Here is a 16,969-nt window from a genome sequence, read left to right as displayed (position 1 = left end):
CGTTCGTGTGGCACGGCTCGATCCGCTCCCCGGAGATCGCCGAGCAGGCCGCGTACTACGGCGACGGCTTCTTCCACAACAACATCTTCTGGCCCAAGGAGCACACCAAGCGGCTGATCGACCTGTACCGGCAGCGGTACGCGCACTACGGCCACGGCACCCCGGAGCAGGCCGTCGTCGGACTCGGCGGCCACGTCCACATGCGTCCGCGCTCCCAGGACGCCGTCCGGGAGTTCCGCCCGTTCTTCGACCACTCACCGGTGATGGGAGGCGGGATCCCGATGGAGGAGTACATGGAGCAGACCCCGCTGACCGTCGGCACGCCCGCGCAGGTCGTCGAGAAGACGCTCACCTTCCGTGACCACTTCGGGGACTACCAGCGCCAGCTGTTCATGGTGGACGGCGCCGGCATACCGCTCAAGACCGCGCTGGAGCAGATCGAGATGCTCGGTGCGCAGGTCGTACCGGTGCTGCGCGCCGAGTTCGCGAAGAACCGGCCGGCCGGCGTGCCCGACGCGCCCACCCACGCGTCCCTGCGCGCGGCCCGCGACGCGGAACGCGCGCACACCACCGGACCGGCGGCCTGAGACCGGGGCACACGCAGCCACCACGGCAGAGGAGAACGAGGAACGATGACCGACGACTTCACTGGGTACACCGCGGGCGACGGAGTGGCGCCCGACCGCTGGGCGAGCGCCCTGCACCTGTTCGACAACGGCGCCGGCGCGCCGCGCGAGGAGACCACCACGGAGCGCTGGGAGCGCGCGCAGCTGCTCTTCGAGGCCAAGGACTACATCGGGGCCGCGCGGCTGCTCGCCCTCGTCGTGGAGGAGGCCCCGGAGCAGACCGGCCCCCGGCTGCTCCTGGCCCGCGCCTACTACCACTCCGCTCAGCTGCGGCGTGCCGAGGAACAGCTCCGCGCGATCATCGAGCGCGATCCGGTGGAGCACTACGCCCACCTGATGCTGGGCCGCACCTTGCAGCGCCAGGGGCGGCAGGCCGAGGCCGAGCCGCTGCTGCGCATGGCCGCCGTGTGGTCGGGCGAGTTTCCGGAGGACGACTGAGCGACGCGGCGGGGAAACCCCTCCCGTGGTCCGGGACCGGGGTGTCCAGGGCGTGGCCCGGGCACCCCGGGGTCACCCCTCGGGGCTCACGGACAGGGGTGATCGGCGTGTGATCGCGTCGACGAACGCCTCCAGCACCTGCGCCACCCCGTCCTCGTCGTTGGCGGGCGCATGGTGACGCGCGGCCGCCAGGACGTCCGGGTGGGCGTTGGCCATGGCGTAGGAGTTCCCCACCGCGCCGAGCATGGGCAGGTCGTTGGGCATGTCACCGAAGGCGGCGATGTCCTGGGTGCCGATGCCGAGCCGGCCGCTCCAGGTGACGAGGGTGGTGGCCTTCGTGACGCCGGGCGCGCTGAACTCCACCAGCGACAGCCCGGTGGAGTGGGTGGTCTCGGCGTCCGGGCCGGCGGCGTGGCGCGCCCGCTCGTAGAAGGCGTCGAGCGGGACTGCCGGATGGTGGGCCAGGATCTTCAGCGGACGCCGGCCGGAGCCGGGGGTGAGGATCTCCTCCGCCGCGCCGATCAGTTCGACGGCCTCGTCCCCGAACGACCAGGCCGGGTAGGCCGGTTCGTGGCCGAAGGCGCCGTCGAACTCGACCGCGAACGAGACGCCCGGGATCGCGGCGCGTACGTGGTCCACGAGACGGGCGGCCGCGGGGGCCGTGAGCGGGTAGGTGTGGGCGACGGTGCCGTCCGGTGCGTGGACGGCGGCGCCGTTGGCCGCGATGACGGCGTGCGGCCCGACGCGTTCCAGCAGGTCCGGCACGCTGCGTGGCGGGCGGCCCGTGACGAGCACGACACGTATGCCGGCCTCCTCGGCCGACGCCAGCGCCGCTCGCGTGCGCCGCGACAGCGTGCCGTCGCTCCGGAAGAGCGTGCCGTCCAGATCGGTCGCCACCAGCTTCGGCGGCGTGACCAGCGGTGGGGCGGGCGTGGATGTCATGGGTGCCGGTACCTCCCGTACTCTCCGGAGAAGTATCGGCTCTCGGCAGCCCTGACGTCGCGGCCCCCCTCCACCGCACCCCTCACCGGCGGCGGACACCCCCTGCTACGGCCCGGCTCAGCCGGTCATGGTCGGTGATCCGGTGAAACCCTCGCCGCGCAGCGCCTCCGCGGCCCGCAGTCCCGTCGGTGACGCTCGACGGCTTGCAGGATGTCGGCGCTGCTCATGGTGCCGGAGCTCCCGCCGACGCGCCCCGTTCCTCCGTCCGGTCGACCAGGATCGCCTGGACGGGGCAGGCCGCCGCGGCGCGCAGCACCTGGTCGCGGCGGGCGTCATCGGGAGCCGGGTCGTACATCAGCGCTTCCTCGCCGTGCATACGGAACGCGTCCGGGGCCAGGAAGGCGCACTGCGCGTACCCCTCGCATCGGGAAAGATCGACGACAACTCGCATCCCGGCCTCCACAGGGGCTGTACGGCTGACGGGAAAGAGGCTCGGCCGTTGCCCGCATCCCCCGACTGCGGGGACGCGCGCCGCGCCCGTCGGGTCACCGCGGAGAGAATCCGGTCGTCGCCTTCAGGGCGACCGGCGGGCAGAACCGCTCGGAGATCACGGCCTTCCCGCAGGTCAGCCTAGCCGGTGCGTATACCACCCGCACCCGGACGAAGCGCCACCTTGCCGGCCGGCGCGATGTCCGTGCCGGGGCCGGCCGTGTTCGGCCGATCGGCGCAATCAGCCCGCACCCGGGGTGTGGCCTGGCCTCTGCGATGGTTCGGTGTCGACAGGGACCGCGGGACCCGCGTGGGTCCCGCGGCCGGCCGGCCGGACGAGGAGGAGAACGGGCGTGAGCGTGACTCAGGGAGCCCCGCAGGGCGTTGTTCCCGCGCAGCTGCTCAAAGGCCAGAAGGCACTGGTCACCGGCGCGAACTCGGGCATCGGCAAGGCGACGGCCATCGGGCTGGGACGCGCCGGAGCCGACGTGGTCGTGAACTACGTCGTCGGGCGCGAGGAGGCCGAGCGGGTGGCCGCGGAGATCTCCGGGTTCGGCGTGCGGGCGGCCGCCTACGAGGCCGACGTGTCCAAGGAGGACCAGGTCGCCGCGATGATCACACGGATGGTGCGGGAGTTCGGGACCATCGACATCCTCGTGGCCAACGCCGGGTTGCAGCGCGACGCTCCGCTCACCGACATGACGACCGCCCAGTGGCAGAAGGTGCTGGACGTCAACCTCACCGGCCAGTTCCTGTGCGCCCGGGAGGCGACCAGGGAGTTCCTCAGGCGCGGGGTCGTCCCCGAGGTGTCCCGGGCGGCTGGGAAGATCATCTGTATGAGCTCGGTGCACCAGATCATCCCCTGGGCCGGGCACGTCAACTACGCCGCGTCCAAGGGCGGCGTGCAGATGATGATGGCGACACTCGCCCAGGAGCTCGCACCCCACCGGATCAGGGTCAACGCGGTGGCGCCCGGAGCCATCAGGACACCCATCAACCGCGATGCCTGGGACACCGCCGATGCGGAGAAGGAGCTGTTGCGGCTGATCCCCTACGGGCGTGTCGGCGATCCCGAGGACATCGCCCACGCGGTCGTCGGCCTCGCCTCGGACCTGATGGACTACGTGGTGGGCACCACCCTCTACGTGGACGGCGGCATGACCCTCTTCCCCGGCTTCGCCACCGGAGGCTGAACCGCCGCGCGACCCCGGCCGGCAGACAGGACGCCGGGGCGGTGCTCAGTCGCGCTGCTGGTCGAGGGCGTCGTCCAGGGTGGTGGCGGCCATGATCAGCGACAGATGCGTGAAAGCCTGCGGGAAGTTGCCCAACTGCTCGCCGCTGGGGCCGATCTCCTCGGCGAACAGGCCGACGTGGTTGGCGTAGGTCTGCCACCTCGCCGGGGCCGGCGGAGACAACGCGTCCGAGGGCGACCGTCCGTCACCGAAGTGCCGGGCCGGTCGCCCTGCTCGCCGCGCGGGCCCGCCTCGAACGGACTTGGGCAGTCGACTTCACAGCGGCCGACAGCGACCGTGACCGTCCGGACAGCTCCTAGCCGCGCCAGGGGCCGGTCACCGCGAACGTCGTGCCGGGCGTGTAGCAGTTGACGTACATCGTCTCGCCGTCGGCGGAGAAGGTGACCCCGGCGAACTCGCCGTACTCCGGCTCCTGGGCCGTACCCGACGTGAGGACCTGGCGGTTCCGGGCCATCGGGTACACCTCGCCTGCGCGGGTCACGCCGAAGACGTGCTGGGCCCCGTTGCCGTCCTCGCACACCATCAGGCCGCCGCCGGGGGCGAGGCAGATGTTGTCCGGGGACTCGCCGGGCAGCCGCACATCGGTGTCCGGGCCGAACACGACGACCAGGGTCAGCCGGCGGTGCGCCGGGTCGTAGCGCCAGATCTGGCCGTAGTGGTCGGCCGCGGAGCCGTCCGCGCCGCGGGCGAAGGACGACACGAAGTACACACAGCTGCCGCCCCAGTAGCAGCCCTCCAGTTTCTGCGCGTGGGTGATGCCGCCGGGGCCGTAGTCCTGCAACCGGGTGGGAGTGGCGGCGGCCAGCGGGTCGGGGACGTCCACCCACTCGATGCCGTCGAAGCGCGTCCCCGGCTCCTGGACCGGGGACAGGTCCGGCACGCCGGGCACCCGCATCGCCTGGAGCCGGCCGCCCGCGCGCAGCGAACCGACACCGCCGAGCGGCTTGTCCGGCAGGAAGCGGTAGAAGAGGCCGAACGGCTTCTGGAAGGCGTCCTCGGTCTCGTAGACGACGCCGGAGCGCGGGTCGGTAGCGACCGCCTCGTGCTGGAAGCGGCCCATCGCGGTCAGCGGGACGGCGCCGGTGCGGTGCGGGTCGGCGGGGTGGACCTCGAATACCAAGCCGTGGTCCTTCGTGTAGCCGTTGGTGCCCGCACGGTCCTCGGTCTCCTCGCAGGTCAGCCAGGTGCCCCAAGGGGTCCGGCCGCCCGCGCAGTTGACGGCCGTACCGGCGATGGCGACCCGCTCGGACAGCACGTGCCGGTGCGCGTCGAGCGTGAGCGCCGTACAGCCGCCCCTGCCGGCGGGGTCGTAGGTGAGGCCGCTGACGGTCGGGACCGGGACCGGCGCGGTGACGCGGTTCTCGTGGTTGCGCACGAGGTGGGTGCGGCCCCCTCTGCCGCCGAAGGCGGCCATGCCGTCGTGGTTCGAGGGGACCCTGCCCTCCCCGGAGCGGAGCTGGTCGCCCTCGCGGGAGAGCACGGTGTAGCGGAAACCTTTCGGCAGATCGAGCAGGCCGTGCGGATCGGAGACGAGCGGGCCGTAGCCGGTGCGGCCGAGGGGCTGTGCGGCGGCGGTGCCCGCGAAGAGCTCGGACAGGGCCCCGGTGAAGGCGACGCCCGCTCCCAGGGCGCTCGCTTGGGCCAGGACCTGACGGCGTGTTGCAGACATGCGGCGGCAACCTTCCTGCTGGCGGACAGGAACTGCGATCCCGCTGTGTCTATCACCCGCCGCGGGCCGCGGGAACCACGCGTGTCCCGGACGTCACGCGTCGTGACGTACGCCAGGGCGGCCGCCCTCCGCTCGGCGGCCCTTGCGGCCGAGCCCCCAGTACTACAATATTCAAGCGAGCCGGGGGAAAGGACGGACATGTCCGGACAGGAGGTCGCGTTCGGGCCGCTGCTGCGCTCGATGCGACGGGCGAAATCACTGACCATCGAGGCCCTGGCGGAGGCCTCCGGGGTCAGCGAGCGGGGCATCGGCGACCTGGAACGCGGACGGCGGGCCGCGCCGCAACGGCGGACGGTGGCCGCGCTCGCGGACGGCCTCGGCCTGGACGACGCCGACCGGGAAGGGCTGCTCGCCGCCGCCCGCGCCGGACGCGCCCCCGGATACAGTCCCGTCGGCGTCCGCTCCTTTCCGCGCGGCATCGACGACTTCGTCGGCCGCGCCGACGAGCTGGCCGGCCTGGAGGCACTGGCCGTACGGCCCCGGACGGACCGCGCCCCCGCGGAGGGCGGTGGTGCCGCGGCGGGCGGTGGTGCCGCGGACGCCCAGCCCGTCGTGGTCGTCATCCACGGACCGCCGGGCACCGGAAAGACCACCCTCGCACTGCGCGCCGCCCGCCGGCTCGCGGACCGCTTCCCGGACGGCCAGCTCGTGGTCGACCTCAGGGGGACCGACGACAGCCCGCCCGCCCCCTCCGAACTGATGGTCCGGGTGCTCAAGGCCTTCGGCGTGCCCGACCGCGACCTGGCCAGGACGGGACCGCAGGCCCACCCCGCCCTCTACCGGCAGGTCCTCGCCGGCCGCCGCTGCCTGCTGGTGCTGGACGACGCCCGTGACGAGGCGCAGGTACGCCCGCTGCTGCCGGGCTCGGGCGGGACCCTGGTCCTGGTGACCAGCCGCCGCATGCTCACCGGACTGGACGACGTCCACCGGCTGCCCCTCGGCGGGCTCGGACCCGCCGAGTCGGCCGCCTTCCTGGCCTCCCTCGTCGGCGGGGCGCGCGCGACGGCCGAACCCCAGGCCCTGGAGGAGGTCGCCCGGCTGTGCGAGCACCTGCCGCTGGCCCTGCGGATCGCGGGCAACTGGCTGGCGACCCGCACGGGATGGACCGTGCGCCGGCTCGCGGACCGGCTGGCGAGCGAGGAACGGCGGCTGGACGCGCTGTCCGCCGGGGACGTACGCGTCACGACCGCCTTCGACCTGTCCTACCGGCAGCTCACACCCGCGGCCGCCCGCCTGTTCCGCCGCCTGTCCCTGGTCCCCGGCCCGGACGTGGGCGCCGCCTGCGCCGCCCGGCTCACCGGCCAGGACGTCCACGACGCCGAGGACACCCTGGAGGAACTGGTCGAGGCCGGCCTGGTCGGCAGCGCCGAGGACCGCTACCGGCTCCACGACCTGCTGTGCCTGTACGGCCGCTGCCGCCTCACCGCCGAGGACGGCGAGGCCGACATCGAACGGGCCCGCCGGTCGATGTTCCGCTGGCTGCTGGAGACGGCCGTCGTGGCGGGACGGTGGTACGAACCCGGCCACGGGGCCCCGCCCGCCTCCTGGCGCGGCACGGTGGACCTCTCCAGCGCCGACAAGGCCCGTGAGTGGCTTCAGGCGGAGGCCGCCAACTGGCTGGCGGCCCTGCACGCCGCCGCGGCGGACGGCGACCACGCCACCGTCGTCGAGGTGGCCGAGTCGCTGCACTGGTTCTCCGACCAGTGGATGTTCTGGGGGCACTGGCCGGAGGTCTTCGGCACCGCCGTCCGCTCCGCCGAGGCGCTCGGCGACCCCCTGCTCGAAGCGACCCAGCTCAACTACTACGCCTGGGCCGTGCTGATCTGCGAGGGCCGGCCCCGGGACAGCCTCCCGCACGCCGCCCGCGCGCTCGCCGCGGCCCGGCGGGCCGGTGACGCCGAGCAGCAGGCCTGGGCGCACGCGTACGCCGCCTGGGCCCACCGCGTGCTGCGCGAAGAGGGCCCGGCCGCCGAGCACAGCGCCCGGTCGGTCGCGCTGTTCGAGGCCGCCGGAGATTTGCACGGCATGCTCCAGGCCCTCGTCTCCCGCGCCCTGGACCTGAAGGGCGCCGGGCGCGACGAGGAGGCGGCCGACGCCTACCGGCAGGTCCTGACCCGCCTGGACCAGGTCGGCGACCGCGTCGAACCGCACATCGCCGCCTTCACCCGGGTCAGCGCACTCGCGGGACTCGGGGGCGCCTACAGCCGCCTCGGGCGCTGGGAGGAAGCGGTGGAGCACCTGCGGGCGTCGGTCGCGCTGTCCCGCACGGACGGCAACATCGCCCTGGAGAGCCGTTACCTCCTCGTGCTCGGCGACGTCCTCCTCGGAGCCGGCCGTCCGGCCGAGGCCCGTGAGGCGTTCACGCGGTGCGTCGCCCTCGGCAGCGACGCGGACCCGCGACGGGTCGCCGAGGCCCGCTCCCGGCTCGTCCGCCTGGGCGGCGACCGCCGGTACCCGCCGTCCGGCGTGGCCGTCGGGTGAGGGCCGGCGTCGTCGGCTGTCCGTCCTCGCCCCGCTCCCGGCTCGTCCGCCTGGGCGGCGACCGCCGGTACCCGCCGTCCGGCGTGGCTGTCAGGTGAGGGCCGGCGTCGTCGGCTGCCCGTCCTCGCCCCGCTCCAGGTGCAGGGTGCGCCACTCGCGGGGGGAGAGCCCGTACGCGGCGCGGAACGCCCGGCTGAAGTGGGCCGGATTGACGAATCCCCAGCGCCGGGCCACCGCCGACACGGTCGGCGTCACCCTCCCGCGACGGGCCAGTTCACGCCCGCACGCCTCCAGTCGCCGCTGCTGGATGAGACGGCTGACGGTGATGCCCTCGCCCTCGAAGAGCCGGTGCAGGTAGCGGACGGATATGTGGTGCGCGCGGGCGATGGACTCCGGTGAGAGGGAGGGGTCGCCGAGCTTGTGGTCGATGTGGGCCCGCACGCTCAGCACGAGGTGGTCGCGGCCGTCGTCCGGGTCCCGCAGGGTCTGGTCGGTGATGAGGGTGGCGAACAGGTCGACGACATGGCCGGCCAGCCGGTGCCCGACGGCCGCCGGGTAGGAGGGGGCCGCGTCGGCCAGGGTGGCGAGGAAGGGCCGCAGCACCGAGCCCAGGCCCTGTGCCGTGCCGATCGCGGTGCCCGTGACCCGCTTGATGTCGCTGTCCGAGACGCCCAGCACATGGCGCGGCAGCTGGAAGACATGGGTGGCGAACCGCTCCGGGTAGGTGAAGGAGAACGGCCGCGCGGTGTCGTAGAAGACCAGGTCGCCCCCGCCCATCTCGGCCCGCCGGCCGTCCTGGAGGAAGGTGGCGGTGCCCGACACCAGCAGGCCGACCGCGACGAGGGCCTCGGGTGAGCGCTCGATCAGGGCCGGCGTGCGGCTGACCCGCCCGGCGTCGGCCTCCATGCGCGAGACCCGCAGGTACCCCAGGCAGTCGCTGGCGATCCTGCCGTCGAACCGCCGGCTGTCGCGGGGGGCCACGGTGACCGGCACCAGAGCCCTGCTCACCGCGTCGTTCCAGTACGCGACCTTCTCCTGGTCCGGCACCGAGTCGGTCGTCAGCACCAGGCTCAACTGGCTCTCCCTTGGCATGCGTGGCACCGGGGCGCCGTACTGGCTGTGTTCCCCGCCCAGCCAAGCAGCGCCAACCCGCGGCCACCAGGAACAAAGCAGGCAGAAATGATCACGTGAAGTGCCGCCACAGCGCGGCGACCGCGGGTGACGCCTCACCCGGCGGACGCACCAGCATGATCTTCCAGTGGGGTGCGTGGTGCCGGAAACCATACGTGGTCAGGTCGGGGAAGCGGTCCGCGATGGACCGGGGCAGGATGCAGATCCCGAGATCGTTGCGGACCAGCTCGGCCGCCGCCACGATGTCGTTCACCTCGAACGTCGTGGTCCGGTCGACGCCCGCGGCCCGGAAGGCGCGGTCCACCGAGTGACGGATCGCCCAGCCCGGGCTGAAGTCCACCAGCGGCAGCCGGGCGGCATCGGCGAGTTCCACCTCGCCCTGGGGCGTCGTGGCCCCCAGGACCCGGCGCGGCGACGCGACCAGCACCATCTCCTCCTCGGACAGCAGCCGGGTGGTCAGCCCGCGCTGCTGCTGGCGGTCCAGCGCCACCACGGCCAGGTCGACCGTGCCCTCGCGCAGGGCCTGCCGGATGTCGGCGACCGCCGCCTGCCGCAGCTGCACGCCGAGCCCCGGATGCTCGGCCCGCAGCGCGGCCAGGGCGTGGTGGAGCCCGGCCCAGACGCCCTGCATCGTGCCCACCGTGATCCGGCCCCGCAGCTGCCCCCGCACCGCGTCGACCGCCTCCCGGGCGGCTTCCGCGGCGCGCAGGGCGGCGCGCGCCGCCGGCACGAACGCCTCGCCCGCCGGCGTCAGCGCGACCCGGTGCGTGGTGCGGTCGAAGAGGGGCGCGCCCAGCTCGCGTTCAAGGGCGCGGACCGTGCCCGACACCGCCGACTGCACCACGTGCAGCTGTCGCGCCGCCGCGGTGAAGCCGCCCGCGTCGGCCACCGCGACGACGACCTCCATCTGCCGCAGATCCATCGTGTGCTCCTCCGGGTGGTGCGTCGTGGGGGTGCGCCTGACGGCGGGGCGGTCCGTCAGGCGCCTGTGAACGGTGTGCCGGCCGGACCGGCCCGGCGTCCTCAGTCGCGGGTCTCCGCGGCCGGGGCCGGGCGCGCCGTCCGGGGCTCGAAGACCCAGTAGACCAGCGCGGCCAGCGGGAGCACCGCGCCCAGGACGCTGAGGCCGGCCCAGCCCGCGGCGTGGTAGACCGTGGAGCCGAGCTGGGAGCCGGCCGCGCCGCCGACGAAGAACATGGCGATGAACGCGCTGTTCAGACGGGCCCGGGCGCTGGGGTCGAGGGCGTAGATGGTGTGCTGCCCGAGGATGAGCGTCGCCTGTACGGCCATGTCGATCAGGATCGCGGCCAGGGCTATCAGCACGATGCTGTGTCCGCCCAGACCCGCGAGCACGAAGGCCAGCGCGGCGACCGCGAACGCGGCACCGGTCATGGGCCGCGTGAGCCCCCGGTCCGCCCAGTGGCCGGCGAACGGGGCCACCGCCGCGCCCGCCGCGCCCACGAGCGCGAAGACGCCGACGCCGACCGGCGAGTAGTGGAAGCGGGGACCGGTCAGGACGAAGGAGACCGTGGTCCAGAAGGCGCTGAACGCTCCGAACATCGCCGCCTGGTACAGCCCGCGGCGCAGCAGCGCCGGATGGGTGCGCACCAGCCGGACCGTGGACCGCAGCACGTGGTGGTACGGGACGGAGGTGGTGGGTGCGTGGTCGGGGAGGGCGACGCGCAGCGCCACCGTGAGCAGGGCCATCAGGGCGGCGGAGCCGAGGAAGACCACCCGCCAGCCGGCGACGTCGGAGACCAGGCTGCTGAGGGTCCGGGAGAGCAGGATGCCGGTGAGCAGACCGCTCATGACCCGGCCGACGACCCGGCCCCTGGCATGGTCCGGGGCGAGGCTGGCGGCGAAGGGCACGAGGATCTGGGCCACGACCGAGGTGGCACCACTGATCAGCGCGGCGATCAGCAGCACGGGGAAGTTCGGGGCCAGTCCCGCCACCACGAGGGCGGCCGTCGTGACGATCAGCAGGACGGAGACCAGATTGCGCTTCTCCAGCCGGTCGCCGAGCGGCACCAGGAAGATCATGCCGAGGACGTAGCCGATCTGGGTCAGAGTGATCAGAGTGCCGGCGGTGGCCTCGCTGATCCCGAACACGTCGCTCAGCGACGACAGCAGCGGCTGCGCGTAGTAGAGGTTGGCGACCGTCATCCCGGACGCGACGGCCAGGAGGGCGACCAGCCAGCCGGGCACGCCCTGGGCCTGACGCCCGGAGCCGGTTCCGCGGCGGTGATCGAGCGGTGTGGACATGTGCACCTTCTTTCGTCATGCGTCACAACGACCTGACCGCCGGCCGGCTTCCTTACCTGACGCGATCGTTCGGGATGGCAGTCATCTCACACGGAGATGACCGCGGGAGCCCCGCGTGTCGACCCTAGAGGCGGGCGCCCGGTGCTTCTTGCCGGGTGACGCACGCGGCGATGCCTCACCGCGCACGGCTCATGCCCCTGTCCGCACGGAACGCCGGACGGCCTCCCGCGCGCCGGCCGGCCGCTCCAGGCTGAGCTGCGTGGGCTCCTAACCGGACGTCCACCGCCGCACCGTCCCGGCGCGGAACCACCGTTTCCACCAGGGGATCCCATGAACTCGATGCCCCCGCCCGCCCCGACCGGCAGCGCCGCCGGCCGACCCCCGTACCCGTACCCGTACCCGGACCTGACCCTGGCGAGCGCCCCGGTGCCCGCGGCGACGCGCGCCTTCCTGCCCGCCCACGCCCGTGCCGCCGCCCGTTTCACCGGGCCGGCACAGGTCCGCGTGCTCGGTCTGCTCCAGGTCAGCACCTACCGCGGACCGGGGCGGTCCTTCGTCCGCCCCACCGAGGACGCCACCGAGCCCCATCTGACGCTGGGTGTGCACTCGTCCGGCCGGGCCACCCTGGTCCGCGGTGACGGCACCGCGGCCTGCCGTCCGGACGACATCTTCGTCTGCGACGGAGCGGTGCCCTTCCTGCTGCACGAGTCGGTGGACTTCGAACTGCACCTCTTGCGGATCCCACGGGCCGCCCTCACGCTGACCGACCGCCAGGTGCGGGCGCTCAGCGCCCGGGCGCCCTTCGCCGACGGCTCCGTGGCGCCCCTGCTCGGCCCCCTCCTGCGGACGTTCCTCGACACCCTGCCCGTGTTCCCGCCGGCGACGGCCCTCCGTCTGGCCACGACGGTCACCGGCTTCGTCGGCTCGCTCGCGGCGGAGGGCGCGGAGGGTGTGGCAGGCGCGGAGGGCGCGGTGGACGGGCAGGATGTGGGGGACAGCGTCAACGCGGTGGAGGCCGGGGGCGGAGCGGGTGCCGAACCCGCGTCCGCAGCGGGGCAGGAGCAGCGGGAACTCCTGCGGCGCGTGCGTGCCCACGTCGACGCGCGGCTGTGGGACCGCACCCTGAGCCCCGCCACCATCGCCGCGGCCCAGCACATCTCGGTCCGCTATCTGCACAAGCTCTTCGAGGGCCAGGGCAGCACGGTCGGCCGGTGGGTGCAGCACCGCCGCCTGGAGGAGGCACGGCGCGAACTGGCCCGGCCCGGGGCGCGGGACCTCGCGGTGGGGGTGGTGGCCAAGCGGTGGGGCTTCGCCAACGCCACCCACTTCAGCCGGACTTTCCGCGCGGCCTACGGCGTGTCACCCCGCGAGTGGCGCGATCGTACCCGGCCGCCCGAGGGCACCGCGGGCGGGGGCGGCTGACACCGGAACTGTGCACGCAGCGGCAAGTATCCATGGCACGGTGCCGCCCGCATCACGTCTACCGCGGCCTAGGCTGGGCAGTCGTGCCGGTGGAGCCGCCTCCGGCGCCGCACGCCTGCCTGCCCGGCCGCGGGGGAGGGGCCGGCACCCTTTCCGACGGCCCGGTCCTTCGAACGGCCGGGCCCCCTCGCAGGAGTTCTCTTGCACGATGACGTTCCGGCCCCCGGGGCCGCGCCTGTCCTGGAGCGGCTGACACGCGCCTTCGTCGAGACGCACGCACTGCCCGCGTCCTCGGACCCGGACGCGGTCGGCGCCAGGGCGCGGATGGCGTCCCTGTGGACCGGTGACGGCGCTGACGAGCCGGACGTCGAGGAGGAGTGGCTGGCCCTGCCGGGCAGCGACGGCCACCGCGTCCGGGTACGCATCCTCCGCCCCGCCGGCAGTGACGAAGAGCTGCCGGTGGTGCTCTACCTGCACGGCCTCGGCTGGATGCTGACCGACGCGTACGCGCACGGGCACCTGCTGACGGACCTCGTCCTCGGGGCGGACGCCGCCGTGGTCATCCCGGAGTACGACGCGCCGGAGGACGTCCGCTATCCCGGCGCCGTCGAGCGGGCGTACACCGTGGCCCGGTGGCTCGCCCGGCACGGCCCGGGATGCGGGCTGGACGGGAGCAGGATGGCCGTCGTCGGTGCCAGCGCGGGCGCCCAGCACGCCGCCTCGCTCGCCCTCCTGGCGCGCAGGCGCGGTGGCCCGGCCCTGCGGCACCAGGTGCTGCTCTGTCCGGTGACCGACGCCGCGATGGACACCCCTTCCTACGAGCAGTTCGCCGACGGCTACTTCCTGAGCCGCGCCGCCATGCGCGACTACTGGGAGCAGTACGCGCCCGACCCGCGGATCCGGACGCACGACACCGTCTCCCCGCTGCGCGCACCCACCCGGTCGCTGCACGGCCTGCCGCCGGCACTCGTCCTCACCGCGGAGGCGGACGTGCTCCGCGACGAGGGCGAGGCCTACGCCTCCCGCCTGCGGGAGGCGGACGTCCCCGTCGTGTCGATCCGCTACCACGGGACGATCCACGGCTTCGTGCTCTTCGACTCCCTCCGCGGCACCGACGCCTCGCGGGCGGCCCGCATCCAGGTGACGGACACCCTGCACACCGCGCTGCACGCCGCCTGACGACGCGTGCGGCGGGGGCCGGCTCACCCGGCCGCGCCCCTCGCCTCCTCGCGCCGGACCCGCCGCCACTCGCTCGGCGCCACCCCGTACGCCGCCTGGAAGCGCCGGCTGAAGTGGCTGGGGCTGCTGAACCCGCAGCGGGTGCCGATCGCCGCCACGGTGAGCCGGTCGTACCGGGCGGAGGCCAGCATCTCCCGTGCCTTTCCCAGGCGCTCGGTGATGAGCCACTGCTCCAGGCTGAGCCCCGCCCCGCTGAGCAGCACGTAGAGCCTGCGCACGGAGACCGCGTGCTCCGCCGCGATCCGTTCGGGCGTCAGATCGCGGTCCGCGAGGTGGCGCCGCGCGTAGGTCATGATCCGGGTGAGCAGGGTGTCGTCCATGGCGGACCGGACCGCGGCGGACTCCTCGGCGTGCGCGGCCGACACGAGCAGCGCGCGCACCAGATCGGTCGTCGCGGACGCCACGTGGCGCGCGCCGGGGTCGGCCTCCAGGCCGTCCGGGTCGCGCCACACCCCGCGCAGATGCGTCAGCACCAGGTCGTGCAGCGGACTGGCACGCAGCCGTCCCGCCGCCCGCACCACCACGTCCACCGGCAGGCCCAGCCGGTGCACGTCGAACATCATCGACTGGGACGCCCCGTCACCGGACCAGCCGTACACCCGGGGCGACAGCTCGTGGAAGACGCAGATGTCGTCGGAGCCCAGCAGCCGCCGCACTCCGGACACCTCGGCCCGGTGCACACCCTCGGGCTGGAGCGAGACGGAGACGATCGGGTTGCCGCGGTGGTGCCGGACGTGCCGTTGCGTGCGCCGCACCTCGAAGCCGGAGTTGCGGGTGGCGAAGAGGGGCAGATCGCCCACCCGCCACATCCGCATGCGGGCGTGGATGCCGGACGCGGGCTCCTCGTGGACCACGTCGTTGGGTACCGACGAGTCCGTCAGCGCGTGGTGGAACGCGTCGGCCCGGTCACGGGGCGCCACGGTGGCGAGATCGAGCAGCAGCACACAACCCTCCGAATCGGTGTCCCGGATGCCGGGATCCCGACGATACGGCGCCCCCGGAGGGGCCGGCGGCCGCTGAGCGCGCACAGGCCACAGATGGTGCACAGACAGTCAATCCGCCCGCGCCGGCCCGCCCTAGGGTCTCGGACGTACCGGTGGTTTCCGCCCACGGCGTGGTGGTGCGCTCCCCGCGCACGAACCGGACGAGTCGACCCGTCCGGACGTCCCGCGGCCCCGGCACCACCCACGGGCCCCACCCGCCCGGCAGCCGGGCGCGGACCGGCACCCACCCCAGCTACCAGGGAGTTCCCCCATGTCCCGTACCGGCGGACCGACCGTCGTCCTCGTCCATGGAGCCTTCGCCGACGCCTCCAGCTACGCAGAGGTGATCCCCCGGCTGATCGCCCGCGGCCTCGACGTCGTCGCCCCGGCCGTGCCCAACCGCAGCCTCATCGGTGACGCCGCCTACGTCGCCGGGATCGTCCGCCAGATCCCCGGCCCCGTCGTCCTGGTGGGCCACTCCTACGGTGGTGCCGTCATCACGGTCGCCGGGACCGAGGACAACGTCAGCGCCCTGGTCTACCTGGCCGGCTACGCCCTGGAGGAAGGCGAGAGCCTCGGCGAGCTGCAGGGCCGCTTCCCCGACTCCGACCTGGCCGGCGCCCTCGTCCGCACCCCGTTCCCGGCCGAGGGCCCGGACCAGCCCGGAACCGACGTGTCGGTCCGGCCCGACAGGTTCCCGGCCGTCTTCGCCGCCGACGTCGACCCCCGCCTCGCCTCCGCCCTCGCCGTGTCCCAGCGCCCGCTGGCCGCTCGGGCCTTCACCGAGGCGGCCCCGGCCGCGGCCTGGAAGACCAAGCCGTCCTGGGGCCTGGTCGCTTCCGCCGACCACACCATCAACCCCGACGTGGAGCGCTACGGCTACCGGCGGGCCGGCATGACCACCGTCGAGGTGGACTCCTCCCACCTGGTCATGCTCGCCCACCCCGAGCGGGTCGTGCGCCTCATCGAGGACGCCGTCCGGGCCACTTCCCGCTGACCCCGGCCCGCACCCCCCTCCACCCCCGACAGAGAGCGAACGATGAACTCACCGATCTCGCGCCGTACCGTGACCACGTCCCTCCTGGCCGGCGCCGCCGCCCTGGGCACCGCCGGCATCGCGCACGCCGCGCCGGCCGCGGGCCGTCCGGCCACCGGACACGGCCGCCCGGCCGACCCCACCGTCGTCCTCATCCACGGCGCGTTCGCCGACGGCTCCAGCTGGCGCGCCGTCGTCCAGCGCCTGCTGCGGCAGGGCCACCGCGTCCTGGCGCCCGCCCTGCCCCTGCGCGGACTGGCGAGCGACGCCGCCTACATCCGCAGCGTCCTGGAGAGCGTCGGCGGACCGGTCGTGCTGGTCGGGCACTCCTACGGCGGCGCCGTCATCAGCCAGGCCGCGGCCGGTCTGCCGAGCGTCAAGGCGCTGGTCTACATCGCCGCCTTCGTCCCCGAGATCGGGGAGAGCGCGCTCCAGCTCACCGGCTCGTTCCCCGGCAGCACCCTGGGCGAGGCGACCGTCACCCAGCACTATCCGCTGCCCGACGGCGGCCAGGGCGATGAACTGGTCATCAGGCAGGACCTCTTCCGCAACCAGTTCGCCGCCGGTGTCCCCGTGCCGACCGCCCAGGCCATGGCCGCCGGGCAGCGCCCGATCACCCTCGCCGCGCTCCGGGAACCGGCCACCGCCGCCGCGTGGAAGAAGATCCCCAGCTGGTACCTCGTGGCCACCGAGGACCGCAACATCCCGCCGGCCGCCGAACGGTGGATGGCCGAGCGCGCCCGCGCCCGCACCGTCGCCGTCCGCGCCCCGCACGCGGTGTCCGTGAGCGACCCCGGCCCCGTCACCGACCTGATCCTGCGCGCCGTCCGGTCCGTCCGCACCGGCCACTGACCCGGCCCGCCGCCCGTCACCGCGCCCGGCCCCGGGCGCACACATCCGCCACGGCGTCCGCGAGCCCGGGGCGCCCCGAGGAGAAG

Annotated in this window: 15 protein-coding genes and 1 pseudogene; 8 read left to right on the top strand and 8 right to left on the bottom strand. The window is 74.1% G+C overall.

All coding sequences use genetic code 11. The annotated features are described in order from the left end of the window. Nucleotides 1-587: LLM class flavin-dependent oxidoreductase (locus tag ACZ5DC_RS34835; RefSeq protein WP_468659514.1), on the top strand; the 587-nt coding region annotated here is incomplete at its 5' end. Between the two features lie 45 nt (nucleotides 588-632). Then, complete coding sequence (locus tag ACZ5DC_RS34830) at nucleotides 633-1,064, top strand: tetratricopeptide repeat protein (protein WP_468659512.1); 432 nt, start codon at nucleotides 633-635, stop codon at nucleotides 1,062-1,064. A gap of 72 nt (nucleotides 1,065-1,136) precedes the next feature. Here the strand turns inward: ACZ5DC_RS34830 and ACZ5DC_RS34825 are convergent, their stop codons facing one another. Continuing rightward, nucleotides 1,137-2,006: an HAD family hydrolase gene (locus tag ACZ5DC_RS34825; protein ID WP_468659510.1), complete on the bottom strand. Its 870-nt coding sequence runs from the start codon at nucleotides 2,004-2,006 to the stop codon at nucleotides 1,137-1,139. A 223-nt stretch (nucleotides 2,007-2,229) separates the two neighbouring features. After that, a complete protein-coding gene (locus tag ACZ5DC_RS34820; RefSeq protein ID WP_468659508.1) occupies nucleotides 2,230-2,457 on the bottom strand; it encodes a ferredoxin in 228 nt (75 codons plus the stop codon). A gap of 391 nt (nucleotides 2,458-2,848) precedes the next feature. Here ACZ5DC_RS34820 and ACZ5DC_RS34815 point away from each other — a divergent pair, with 391 nt between their 5' ends. Next, a complete protein-coding gene (locus ACZ5DC_RS34815; RefSeq protein ID WP_468659506.1) occupies nucleotides 2,849-3,688 on the top strand; it encodes an SDR family oxidoreductase in 840 nt (279 codons plus the stop codon). A 45-nt stretch (nucleotides 3,689-3,733) separates the two neighbouring features. Here the strand turns inward: ACZ5DC_RS34815 and ACZ5DC_RS34810 are convergent. Then, nucleotides 3,734-3,880, bottom strand: a pseudogene (locus tag ACZ5DC_RS34810) (glycoside hydrolase family 15 protein); the annotation flags it as partial. Between the two features lie 163 nt (nucleotides 3,881-4,043). Next, complete coding sequence (locus ACZ5DC_RS34805) at nucleotides 4,044-5,417, bottom strand: alkaline phosphatase PhoX (RefSeq protein ID WP_468659504.1); 1,374 nt, start codon at nucleotides 5,415-5,417, stop codon at nucleotides 4,044-4,046. Nucleotides 5,418-5,615: 198 nt separating this feature from the next. Between ACZ5DC_RS34805 and ACZ5DC_RS34800 the strand changes: the two genes are divergently transcribed. After that, complete coding sequence (locus tag ACZ5DC_RS34800) at nucleotides 5,616-7,958, top strand: ATP-binding protein (protein WP_468659502.1); 2,343 nt, start codon at nucleotides 5,616-5,618, stop codon at nucleotides 7,956-7,958. A 90-nt stretch (nucleotides 7,959-8,048) separates the two neighbouring features. Here the strand turns inward: ACZ5DC_RS34800 and ACZ5DC_RS34795 are convergent, their stop codons facing one another. From ACZ5DC_RS34795 to ACZ5DC_RS34785, 3 genes are all read right to left on the bottom strand, one after another. After that, complete coding sequence (locus tag ACZ5DC_RS34795; protein WP_468659532.1) at nucleotides 8,049-9,032, bottom strand: AraC-like ligand-binding domain-containing protein; 984 nt, start codon at nucleotides 9,030-9,032, stop codon at nucleotides 8,049-8,051. A gap of 109 nt (nucleotides 9,033-9,141) precedes the next feature. Beyond that, on the bottom strand, nucleotides 9,142-10,011 hold the full coding sequence (locus ACZ5DC_RS34790) for a LysR family transcriptional regulator (RefSeq protein ID WP_468659500.1): 870 nt from the start codon (nucleotides 10,009-10,011) through the stop codon (nucleotides 9,142-9,144). Between the two features lie 101 nt (nucleotides 10,012-10,112). Then, nucleotides 10,113-11,351, bottom strand: a complete 1,239-nt coding sequence (locus tag ACZ5DC_RS34785) for an MFS transporter (protein ID WP_468659498.1) — start codon at nucleotides 11,349-11,351, stop codon at nucleotides 10,113-10,115. Between the two features lie 330 nt (nucleotides 11,352-11,681). Here ACZ5DC_RS34785 and ACZ5DC_RS34780 point away from each other — a divergent pair, with 330 nt between their 5' ends. Then, nucleotides 11,682-12,773, top strand: coding sequence for an AraC family transcriptional regulator (locus tag ACZ5DC_RS34780; protein WP_468659496.1), 1,092 nt, complete (start codon nucleotides 11,682-11,684; stop codon nucleotides 12,771-12,773). Between the two features lie 201 nt (nucleotides 12,774-12,974). After that, on the top strand, nucleotides 12,975-13,952 hold the full coding sequence (locus ACZ5DC_RS34775; protein WP_468659494.1) for an alpha/beta hydrolase: 978 nt from the start codon (nucleotides 12,975-12,977) through the stop codon (nucleotides 13,950-13,952). A gap of 23 nt (nucleotides 13,953-13,975) precedes the next feature. Here the strand turns inward: ACZ5DC_RS34775 and ACZ5DC_RS34770 are convergent, their stop codons facing one another. After that, nucleotides 13,976-14,956 carry an AraC family transcriptional regulator gene (locus tag ACZ5DC_RS34770; RefSeq protein ID WP_468659492.1) on the bottom strand — a complete coding sequence of 327 codons (981 nt, stop codon included), beginning with the start codon at nucleotides 14,954-14,956 and terminating at the stop codon, nucleotides 13,976-13,978. A 310-nt stretch (nucleotides 14,957-15,266) separates the two neighbouring features. Here ACZ5DC_RS34770 and ACZ5DC_RS34765 point away from each other — a divergent pair, with 310 nt between their 5' ends. Then, nucleotides 15,267-15,992 (top strand): alpha/beta fold hydrolase, encoded by a 726-nt coding sequence (locus ACZ5DC_RS34765; RefSeq protein WP_468659490.1) that lies wholly within the window; start codon nucleotides 15,267-15,269, stop codon nucleotides 15,990-15,992. A gap of 42 nt (nucleotides 15,993-16,034) precedes the next feature. Beyond that, nucleotides 16,035-16,883: an alpha/beta fold hydrolase gene (locus ACZ5DC_RS34760; RefSeq protein ID WP_468659488.1), complete on the top strand. Its 849-nt coding sequence runs from the start codon at nucleotides 16,035-16,037 to the stop codon at nucleotides 16,881-16,883. The last annotated feature ends 86 nt before the right edge of the window (nucleotides 16,884-16,969 follow it).

It is taken from the genome of Streptomyces sp. NPDC031445, from assembly GCF_055581365.1.
Note: the sequence above shows the minus strand (reverse complement) of the source record. Positions and strands in the feature narration are given on the sequence as shown.

Excerpts from the sequence above, each read along its gene's own strand:
- ACZ5DC_RS34830 (WP_468659512.1), top strand. The coding sequence starts at position 633 with ATGACCGACGACTTCACTGGGTACACCGCGGGCGACGGAGTGGCGCCC.
- ACZ5DC_RS34825 (WP_468659510.1), bottom strand. The coding sequence starts at position 2,006 with ATGACATCCACGCCCGCCCCACCGCTGGTCACGCCGCCGAAGCTGGTG.
- ACZ5DC_RS34820 (WP_468659508.1), bottom strand. The coding sequence starts at position 2,457 with ATGCGAGTTGTCGTCGATCTTTCCCGATGCGAGGGGTACGCGCAGTGC.
- ACZ5DC_RS34805 (WP_468659504.1), bottom strand. The coding sequence starts at position 5,417 with ATGTCTGCAACACGCCGTCAGGTCCTGGCCCAAGCGAGCGCCCTGGGA.
- ACZ5DC_RS34800 (WP_468659502.1), top strand. The coding sequence starts at position 5,616 with ATGTCCGGACAGGAGGTCGCGTTCGGGCCGCTGCTGCGCTCGATGCGA.
- ACZ5DC_RS34790 (WP_468659500.1), bottom strand. The coding sequence starts at position 10,011 with ATGGATCTGCGGCAGATGGAGGTCGTCGTCGCGGTGGCCGACGCGGGC.
- ACZ5DC_RS34785 (WP_468659498.1), bottom strand. The coding sequence starts at position 11,351 with ATGTCCACACCGCTCGATCACCGCCGCGGAACCGGCTCCGGGCGTCAG.
- ACZ5DC_RS34780 (WP_468659496.1), top strand. The coding sequence starts at position 11,682 with ATGAACTCGATGCCCCCGCCCGCCCCGACCGGCAGCGCCGCCGGCCGA.
- ACZ5DC_RS34765 (WP_468659490.1), top strand. The coding sequence starts at position 15,267 with ATGTCCCGTACCGGCGGACCGACCGTCGTCCTCGTCCATGGAGCCTTC.
- ACZ5DC_RS34760 (WP_468659488.1), top strand. The coding sequence starts at position 16,035 with ATGAACTCACCGATCTCGCGCCGTACCGTGACCACGTCCCTCCTGGCC.